General features: G+C 64.2%; 5 protein-coding genes, 1 other RNA gene and 1 pseudogene. 4 read left to right on the forward strand and 3 right to left on the reverse strand.

Features of this window, described 5'->3' with window-relative positions; all coding sequences use genetic code 11:
* Nucleotides 1-23 precede the first annotated feature (23 nt).
* The 3 genes from ACXAF3_RS17020 to ACXAF3_RS17030 all read left to right on the forward strand — a co-directional run bounded on the left by ACXAF3_RS17020 (nt 24) and on the right by ACXAF3_RS17030 (nt 4,776).
* Entirely contained in the window at nt 24-1,232 is a 1,209-nt protein-coding gene (locus tag ACXAF3_RS17020; RefSeq protein WP_475113491.1) for an acetyl-CoA C-acetyltransferase, read from the forward strand.
* 23 nt (nt 1,233-1,255) lie between these two features.
* The gene (locus tag ACXAF3_RS17025) at nt 1,256-3,421 is read left to right on the forward strand and encodes a 3-hydroxyacyl-CoA dehydrogenase NAD-binding domain-containing protein (protein ID WP_475113492.1); all 2,166 of its coding nucleotides are present in this window, start codon (nt 1,256-1,258) and stop codon (nt 3,419-3,421) included.
* 209 nt (nt 3,422-3,630) lie between these two features.
* A complete protein-coding gene (locus ACXAF3_RS17030; protein WP_475113493.1) occupies nt 3,631-4,776 on the forward strand; it encodes an acyl-CoA dehydrogenase family protein in 1,146 nt (381 codons plus the stop codon).
* Nucleotides 4,777-4,793: 17 nt separating this feature from the next.
* Here the strand turns inward: ACXAF3_RS17030 and ACXAF3_RS17035 are convergent.
* Nucleotides 4,794-4,871, reverse strand: a non-coding RNA gene (locus ACXAF3_RS17035) — sX9 sRNA.
* A gap of 227 nt (nt 4,872-5,098) precedes the next feature.
* Here ACXAF3_RS17035 and ACXAF3_RS17040 point away from each other — a divergent pair.
* Nucleotides 5,099-6,292: a CaiB/BaiF CoA transferase family protein gene (locus tag ACXAF3_RS17040; RefSeq protein WP_475113494.1), complete on the forward strand. Its 1,194-nt coding sequence runs from the start codon at nt 5,099-5,101 to the stop codon at nt 6,290-6,292.
* Between the two features lie 127 nt (nt 6,293-6,419).
* Here the strand turns inward: ACXAF3_RS17040 and ACXAF3_RS17045 are convergent, their stop codons facing one another.
* Both ACXAF3_RS17045 and ACXAF3_RS17050 read right to left on the reverse strand, forming a co-directional pair.
* Nucleotides 6,420-9,308 (reverse strand): M16 family metallopeptidase, encoded by a 2,889-nt coding sequence (locus ACXAF3_RS17045; RefSeq protein ID WP_475113495.1) that lies wholly within the window; start codon nt 9,306-9,308, stop codon nt 6,420-6,422.
* A 301-nt stretch (nt 9,309-9,609) separates the two neighbouring features.
* Nucleotides 9,610-9,874, reverse strand: a pseudogene (locus tag ACXAF3_RS17050) (IS256 family transposase); the annotation flags it as partial.

The following is a 9,874-nucleotide window of genomic DNA, read 5'->3' on the forward strand; positions in this document are numbered from 1 at the left end:
GACCAATAAGAAGAGGCTCAACCGTGCCCACAGAAGCCTATATCTACGACGCCATCCGCACGCCGCGGGGCAAAGGCAAACCCGGCGGCGCCCTGTACGAAGTCAAACCCGTCACGCTGCTCGCCGACCTGCTGCGCGAACTGCAGCGCCGCACCCAACTGGATACACAGCGAGTCGACGACGTGGTCATGGGCTGCGTCACCCCCATCGGCGACCAGGGCGCCGATATCGCCAAGACCGCGGCCCTGGTGGCCGGCTGGGACTGGGATATCGGCGGCGTGACGCTGAATCGTTTCTGCGCCTCCGGCGCCGAGGCGGTCAACCTGGCCGCGGCCAAGGTGCGCTCCGGCTGGGAACAGCTGGTCGTGGCCGGCGGCGTCGAGTCCATGTCGCGGGTGCCTATGGGCAGCGACGGCGGCGCCTGGGCCGCGGATCCGCGCACCGCGATGGATACCGGCTTCGCGCCGCAGGGCATTGGCGCCGACCTGATCGCGACACTGAGCGGCTTCAGCCGCGAGGCGGTGGACGCCTTCGCGCTGGAATCCCAGCGCCGGGCCACCGCCGCCTGGACCCGCGGTGCCTTTACAAAATCCATAGTGCCGGTGCGCGACCGGAATGGCCTGCTGATTCTGGAGCGCGACCAGCTGGTGCGCCCGGACACCTCGATGGAGGGCCTGGCGCAGCTGAAGCCCTCCTTCGCCGGTCTCGGCGAACTCGGCTTCGACAGCGTCACCCGCGCCCGCTACCCGCAGGTGGAGCGCATCGACCATGTGCACACCGCCGGCAACTCCTCCGGTATCGTCGACGGCGCCGCCGCGCTGCTGATCGGCAGCGAACAGGCCGGGCGCGACCTGGGTCTCACGCCGCGCGCGCGCATCGTCTCCGCCGCCGTGGTCGGCACAGATCCCACCATCATGCTGACGGGCCCGGCGCCGGCCGCGCGCAAGGCACTGAAGGCGGCCGGGCTGACGGCCGGGGATATCGATCTGTTTGAAGTCAACGAGGCCTTCGCCGCGGTGGTGATGCGCTTCCAGCGCGAACTGGATGTAGACCCGCAGAAGATCAACGTCAACGGCGGCGCCATCGCCATGGGCCACCCCCTGGGCGCCACCGGCGCCATGCTGATCGGCACCGTGCTGGACGAACTGGAAGAGCGCGCTCAGCGCTACGGTCTGGTCACCCTCTGTGTCGGCGGCGGCATGGGTGTGGCCACCATTATCGAAAGGGCGTAGGGGGCAAGAGCGTGAAACAAAACATGAAATCCATTCGCCTGGAAAAAGACAGCGACAACATCGTCCACCTGATCCTGGACAACCCCAACGCGTCCGCCAATGTGATGGACCGCGACTTCGCCGAGTCGCTGCACGAGGCGGCGCAGCGGCTGCGCAGGGACGACTATGCCGGCATAGTCGTGCGCTCGGCCAAGAGCACCTTTTTTGCCGGCGGCGACCTGAACTGGCTGTACAGAGCCAAGCGCGAGGACGCGGAGGAATTCTTCAGTTACTGCGAATCCCTGAAGGCGGATCTGCGCTGGCTCGAGACCCAGGGCAAACCGGTGGTGGCGGCAATCAACGGCGCCGCCCTCGGCGGCGGCTGGGAGCTTGCGCTCAGCTGCCACCACCGCGTAGCGCTGGACGCGCAATCGGTGAAGATCGGCCTGCCGGAAGTTACCCTGGGCCTGCTGCCCGGCGGCGGTGGCTGTGTGCGCATGCCGCGCCTGCTCGGCATCCAGAATGCGCTGCCCTATCTGCTCGAGGGCAAGCAGGTGAACGCGCGGCAGGCGCTGGACGCGGGCCTGATCCACCAGACCGCAAAAGACCCGGACGAACTGCTCGAGCAGGCGCGCGCGTTTATTCTCGCCAATGCCGATACCGAAATCCGGCAGCCGTGGGACGACCCCGGCTACCGCATGCCCGGCGGCGATGCGAAGAGCCCCAAGAATGCCCAGCTGCTGATCGTCGCGCCGGCGATGCTGCGGCAGAAAACCAAGGGCTGCCTGCCGGCACCCGAGGCGATACTGTCCGCAGTGATCGAGGGCGCCCAGGTGGACTTCGACACCGCCACCCGTATCGAGTCGCGCTACTTTGTCGAACTGACCTGCGGTCAGGTGGCGAAGAATATGATCGGTACCTTCTGGTTCGGCCTGAATGCGATCAAGGCCGGCGCCTCGCTGCCGGAGCCGGTGCGCAAGGCGGCGCGGGATATCGAAAGCGCGCCGATCAAAAAGATCGGCATTCTCGGCGCCGGCATGATGGGCGCCGGCATCGCCTACGCCTGCGCGGGCAAAGGCATAGAGGTGGTGCTGAAGGACGTGTCGCTGGAAGCCGCCGAGAAGGGCAGAGGCTACGCGGAAAAATCCCTGCAAAAACGCCTGGAGCGCGGGCGTATCGACGAAGAAAGCATGCGGGCGCTGCTCGCACGCATCCGCCCCACGGACAGCGCCGCCGACCTGCAGGGCTGCGAACTCGTTATCGAAGCAGTCTTCGAGGACCGGGAACTGAAGGCCAGGGTCACCGCCGAGGCCGAGGCGCAAATCGGCGCCGACGCCGTCTTCGCCTCCAACACATCGACGCTGCCGATCACCGGCCTGGCCGAAGCCGCGGCGCGACCGCAGAACTTTATCGGCCTGCACTTCTTCTCGCCGGCGGAAAAAATGCCGCTGGTGGAGATCATCTGCGGCGAGAAAACCGACGAGCACACCCTCGCGCGCGCCTTCGCCTTCGTGCTGCAGATCGGCAAGACGCCGATCGTCGTCAACGACAGCCGCGGTTTTTTCACCTCGCGGGTATTCGGCTGCTTCACCAACGAGGGCATTGCGATGCTCGGCGAGGGCGTCAACCCGGCCACGATCGAGAATGCCGCCCCGCTGGCCGGCTTCCCGGTCGGGCCGCTGGCGGTCAGCGACGAGGTGTCGCTGACGCTGATGGAGCGGATACGCCAACAGACCATCGCCGACCTGCAGCGCGAAGGCAAACAGGCACCGTCGCACCCGGCGCACAAGGTCATCGACCAGATGCTGGAACTGGGCCGCGCCGGCAAGGCCGCCGGCGGCGGTTTCTACAGCTACCCGGAAGGCGCCAGGAAGCACCTGTGGCCCGGGCTGGCGAAGGCCTTCCCCGCCGGCGAACAGCCGCCCCTCGAGGATATAAAGGAGCGGCTGCTGTTTGTGATGGCGATCGAGACACTGCGCTGCTACGAGGAACAGGTGCTGCGCAGCGTGCGCGACGCCAATGTCGGCTCCATCTTCGGTATCGGTTTTCCGCCCTGGACCGGCGGCGCCCTGCAGTACATCAACCAGTACGGCCCGGCGCAGTTCGAGCGGCGCGCGCGGCAGCTGGCGGAAGCCTACGGCGAACGCTTTCATCCGCCGGCAACGCTGGTTCAGATGGCGGAATCCAATAGAACCCTGACCGACGATTAGCCGCTCTACACTATTAACCTGGCAATAAAATATATGAATCCTCATATATTTTATTGTCGCCCGCGAAATACTGGCGCAGATACGCGAATCTGCTGGTATTTCGCGGGCTCGCGCCGGTCGATGGCCGGCGGCAGCACGTCCCTGTGCCGCATTAACCCGTTAACCTATTCGGTTGCCGGGTCAATAAAAGAATAACCCTGGAGAAAACCATGATCCCGAGAACGGTATTCAACGAAGAGCACGAACAGTTCCGCGACACTGTGCGCAAATTCCTCGAGAAGGAGGCGGTCCCCTATCACGCGCAGTGGGAAAAAGACGGGCAGGTGGATCGCGCCCTGTGGAACAAGGCCGGCGAGATGGGCTTCCTATGCCCGCAGGTGCCGGAGGAGTACGGCGGCCTGGGCCTGGACTTCGGCTACAACGCCGTGATCGACGAAGAGATCTCCCGCGCGGGCCTCACCGGTATCGGCTGGGGACTGCACTCGGATATCGCCGTGCCCTATATCGTCCACTACGGCACAGAGGAGCAGAAACGGAAATACCTGCCCAAGTGCATCAGCGGCGAGATAGTCACCGCGATCGCGATGACCGAACCCGGCGCCGGCTCCGACCTGCAGGGCGTGCGCACCAGCGCGATCAAGAAAGGCGACCACTATCTGCTGAACGGCTCCAAGACCTTTATCACCAACGGCCAGCACGCCGACCTGGTCATTGTCGTGGCCAAGACCAACCCCGACGAGGGCGCCGCCGGCGTCAGCCTGCTGCTGGTGGAGGCGGACAGCCCCGGATTCAAGCGGGGCACGAATCTGGAAAAGATCGGCATGAAGGCCCAGGACACCTCGGAGCTCTTCTTCGATGACGTCAGGGTGCCGGCGGAAAACCTGCTCGGCGCCGAGGGTCAGGGCTTTATCTACCTGATGCAGGAGCTGCCCCAGGAGCGCCTCGGCGTCGCCATAGGCGCCATCGCCAACGCCGAGGCGGCGCTCGGCTGGACAGTGGACTATGTGCGCGAGCGCAAGGCCTTCGGCAAACCCATTGCCGCCTTCCAGAACACCCAGTTCAAACTGGCGGAACTGGCCAGCGAACTGACCGCGATGCGCGTCTTTATCGACCGCTGCCTGGAACTGCACTACGAGAAAAAACTCGACGTCGCCACCGCCGCCAAGGCCAAGCTGCTGAGCACCGACTTCCAGTGCAAGCTGCTGGACGAATGCGTGCAGCTGCACGGCGGCTTCGGCTATATGTGGGAATACCCGATCGCCCGCGCCTGGGCCGACGCGCGGGTGCAGCGCATCTATGCCGGCACCAACGAGATCATGAAGCTGATCATCTCCCGGGATCTGCTGAAAGACTGAGCCCGAGATCAACTAGAGGCTGTTTCATAACGTAGCGAGCGGGTGACTGGTGGTGGCCGCCGGAGCGGAGGCACCGCAGTGTACAAGTAGTACATGAGGATGCCGAGCACCGCCGGACGCCGCCAGGCGCCCGTGTAGTAGTTATGAAACAGCTTCTAGGGAACCTCTGAATAATTCCGCGATGCCTCTGGCTTGCAGGCGATAAAATGGTAGATCGAAGTCGCCAAATTTCCGCCTGCAAGCAGGCTCCTACAAGGCCGCATCGTCATTCCGGCGCAGGCCGGAACGGCGACGGTAAATACACAACAAGAAAAACCGCCCAATGAATCATATCCAAGGCCCGTTGAAGGACCTGAAAATTCTCGACTTCACCACCCTGCTCCCCGGCCCCTACGCCACCATGCTGCTGGCCGACATGGGCGCCGAAGTGCTGCGCATAGAGTCCCCCACGCGCCCGGATATGCTGCGCGGCCTGCCGCCGATGGTGGGCGAGGACAGAGCCGTCTCCGCCGCCCACGCGACCATCAACCGCAACAAGAAATCCCTGGCGCTGAATCTGAAAGACCCGAAGGCCGGAGAAATAGTGCGGCGCCTGCTGGTCGAATACGACATAGTCGTGGAGCAGTTCCGCCCCGGCGTCATGGACAGGCTCGACCTCGGCTACGAATCCCTGCGCGCGGCCCGCCCCGATCTTATCTACTGCTCCATCACCGGCTACGGCCAGACGGGTCCGCTGAAGGACCGCGCCGGCCACGATATCAACTACCTGGCCCTGTCCGGCCTCGCCAGCTACTCCGGTCGCGCCGCTTCCGGTCCCGCCCTCAGCGGCACCCAGGTGGCCGATATCGCCGGCGGCGCACACCACGCGGTGATGGGTATTCTCGCCGCCGCCTACCGGCGCCAGCAGACCGGCGAGGGCAGCCATATCGATATCAGTATGACCGACTGCGCCTTCGCCCTGAACGCGATCGGCGGCGCCAACGCGCTGGCCGGCGCCGGCGACCCGGAGCCGGAAGGGGAACTGCTGAACGGCGGCAGCTACTACGACTACTACCGCACCGCAGACGGCCGCTACCTGGCCGTCGGCAGCCTGGAACCGCAGTTCGCCCGGCAGTTCTTCACCGCAATCGGCCACCCCGAGTGGCTGGAGAGAGTATTGCAGGCGGATCAGCAGAGCGCGCTGAAGCGGGATATCGCCACCGCCATCGCCGCGCGCGATCTGGACGACTGGGCGCGGCTGTTTGCCGGCTGCGATGCCTGCGTGGAGCCGGTACTGAATTTCGGCGAGGCCGCCGACAGCCAGCTGCTGCGGGAACGGCAGATGCTGTGCGAGGCGAGATTGCCGGACGGCGACGCCCTCGAGCAGATCAATTCGCCGCTGATGTTCAGCGGCTACAAACCGGGGCGACACACCGCCGGTGCGCCGCTGGGTGCGCAATCGCGGGAGGTATTGCAGTCCCTGGGCTATGCGGCCGAGGAAATAGAGCAGCTGTACACCCAGGGCGTGGTCGCCTAGGGAGCCTCTGAATAATTCCGCGATACCTCTGGCTTGCAGAGGCATTGCGGAATTATTCAGAGGTTCCCTAGCCCCCGTGCCGGCGCCCCGGCGACCGGCACAAGTGCAGGCGGCGTCAATAGCGCGTTCAGTCCGCTGACGACAGCTCAGCCAAGCGCGTCAGCTTTTCGCCATCCAGCAACGTCAGTTCACCCAGGCCCAGTTCCTGCAGCCGGCCGAACTGGGTCGCGCGGTCTCCGACCACCACCCAGATCATCGAATCCGGCTGCATATAGGTGCGGGCAATCTTCTGCACCTGCTCCACCGTCATGGCCTCGCTGATGGCCTCGCGGCTGCGCACATAGTCAGCGGGCCAGCCGTAGCGGCTTATGTTTTCCAGCAGGCCGAGCTTGGCACGAGCGGTTTCGAAGGCACGGGCGTTACTGCGGATCAGATAGGAGCGCGAGGTCTGCAGGTCTTTTTCCGTATAGGTGGAGGCGTAATCTCTGAGTATGCCGTGAATCAGCCGCACCGACTCCGCGGTGACATTGGCGCGCACGCCGGTGCCGATCACAAATTCGCCCTCGGTTTTGCCGGCGGAAATACCGGAGCGGATACCATAGGTATAGCCCTTGCCCTCGCGCAGCTGCTGGGTGAGGCGCGAGGCAAAACCGCCGCCGCCGAGAATGTAGTTGCTGAATACCGCCGGATAATAGTCGTCGGACAGCGCCGACATCGCCGGACGGCCGATGCGCAGTACCGACTGCTTGGCCCCGGGCACATCGACGAAGTAGATCCCCGGCGCGGCCGCCGCGGATTCGGGCGCGGGGATATCTACCGCGCGCGCCGGCCAGCGTTTCTCCAGCGAACGCACCGCCCTGAGAAATTCCTCGCGGCGGATATCGCCCACCACATGGACGCGGGCGACCGACGGCGACAGATAGTCGCGGTGGAAGGCCTTGAGATCGTCCATCGTAATGGCGGCCACGGAACCCTCTGTGCCGAGCAGGCTGTAGCCGCGAATGCTGTGTTCGCCATGCAGCAGGCGCGCGAAGGTGTTGCTGGCGATGGCATTGGGTTCGGCCGCCGCGCGTTTCAGCTGGCTGGCGACACTCTTCTTCGCCAGCACCAGTTCGCCCGCATCCCAGCGCGGTTCCAGCAGCATTTCCTCCAGCAGCGCGAATACCGGCTCGAAGTTGCGCGCCAGGGTGGTGACGTCGAAGCGGAAGCTCTCTTTGCCGGCGGACACTTGGATATCGGCACCCAGGGTCTGGATCGCGGTTTCCAGCTCTTCCGGCGTGCGCTTGGCGGTACCGCGCTGCATCAGCATCGCGGTCAGGTTGGCGACGCCGGTCTTGTCGAGGGATTCGTGCAGCTGGCCGCCATCGATCACCAGGCTGAAGTTCACCGTCGGCACTTCGCTGCTCTCGATACCGGACACCTGCAGGCCGTTGGCCAGCGCCGCCTGCCACACCTGCGGCACCGCGGTCTGCGCCGGCTCGCCGTAGGGCGGCTCTTTGGTGCGATCGAAACTGGACGGGGTGCGCTCGTACTCGGCTTTCGCGGACGCATCGAACGGCGCCTCGGCGCCGCTGACGATCTGCTCCTCCACCACCTGCGCCCTGTCGGAATCCGCCAGCGCCAGCTCGACGCCGCCCTTGGGTACGAAGCTCGCCGCTACGAACGGCTTGCCCTGCAGGTACTTGCGGTACACCCGCTCGACATCCTCGGCGGTCACCGCCAGCAGGCGCTGGATATCCTCGCTCACATAGCCGGCGTCGCCCCGGTACACCTGGTACTGGGCCAGCTGGAAGCCCTTGCCGAGCACGCTGGACAGGCCGTTGTAGAAGGCGATCTCCTGGCCGGCCTTGATGCGTTTCAGGTCTTCTTCCGCGATGCCCTCCCGCTCGAACAGCGCGAAGGCCTGCTGGATGCCCTCGTACACTTGGTCAAGATCGCGGCCCTCGAACGCGCGCACCTGCAGCTGCACCTGCCCGGCCAGTTCGGAATCGTAGCTGCCCATGGATACGCCCGCGGTGAGCTGCTGGTCTTCCACCAGCACCCGGTACAGCGGCGCGCGCTTGCCGTCGGACAGGTATTCCAGCAGCACCGCCAGCGGATAGCTGTCCGGGTGAAAACGCTCCACCGCCGGCCAGGCCAGGGTCAGCGCCGGCTCGCGGGCGAAGTTGTCCTCGTGGTAGCGGCGCACGGATTCCTTCAGCACCGCCGGCTGCTTGGGCGCGCGCACTATGGCCTCGCCCGCCGGCACCTCGTCGAAGTACTTGTGCACCCAGGCTCTGGCCTGCTCGGGATCGAAATCCCCGGCCACCACCAGGGTCACGTTGTTGGGCACATACCAGCGGCGGAAGAACTCCTTTACGTCCGCCAGGGTCGCGTTCTGCAGATCCTCCAGCGAGCCGATCACCTGCCAGCTGTAGGGGTGCCCCTGGGGGTAAAGATTGCGGTCGATCACATACTGGGTGTGGCCGTAGGGGCGGTTGTCGACGCTCTGGCGCTTCTCGTTCTTCACCACCTGCTTTTCCTTCGCCAGCACCGGCTCGGTCACCGTATTGATAAACCAGCCCAGCTTGTCCGCCTCGGCCCAGAGCATCTTCTCCAGCGCATCCTTGGGCACCGTCTGGTAGTAGTTGGTGACATCGCGGGAGGTGGAACCATTGGCTCCGGAACCGCCGATACGCGCACTCATCGCATCCAGCCCGCCCTTACCCAGGTTCTCGGACTCCAGGAACAGCAGGTGCTCGAACAGGTGCGCAAAGCCAGTGCGCCCCGCCTTCTCCCGCGCCGACCCCACATGGGCCGTCAGCGACACCGCCACTACCGGGTCGGAGCGGTCGATATGGAAGAGGACCTTGAGGCCGTTATCCAGCTGGAATTGCTGGTAGTCGATGGCGAATTGAGACGATTGTTCCGACTTTGGTTTTGATTCGGGCTGGGAGCGGTCGCAGCCGATCAGGCCGAGGGCCGGGATGGCCGCTGCGGCCAGTAGGGCCACGGAGGCCGTGAGGTTCCTGAGCATGGGGGGGGTCCTGTACGTTGTTCTGGGTGGGAAGATAGCAGGTGTGGTGACCAAGGAGGAATAGAGACGAAGCAGAGTAAACTACAACAATAAGCTCACTCCAATATTTTCCAAACTGCAAACTGTGTGTAAATACTCACATACATTGTTACACCCCATTACAGGAGCTCCCAGCATTCCTTTTATTCGTGATATAACTTGTGCCAAATAAAATGAGATCGAAGTCACAGACTGTGACTAACAAGAGATGTGATAGCACGTACGTTACGCGGCGGAGTTATTGTCAAATCTGGTGTATGCATCAGGCGGCTACCCCGTCTGATTGATCGGTTATTGCCTCTCCATCCCGGAACTGGACGTTGTTGACCACCAGTTCCAGCTGTTTAAATCCTTTGATTTTCTTCCAGCGTTTCTCAGCGGATTGCAGCAGCTTGAAGACCATGGCGAGTGTGGTATCTCGCGATCCACAGCTGCGGCTCTTCTTCGTCCTCAACCGCACCGTGGCGAAGGTCGACTCGATCGGGTTGGTGGTGCGCAAGTGCACCCAGTGCTCTGCCGGGTAGTCA

It is taken from the genome of Microbulbifer sp. ABF4_143, from assembly GCF_056160225.1.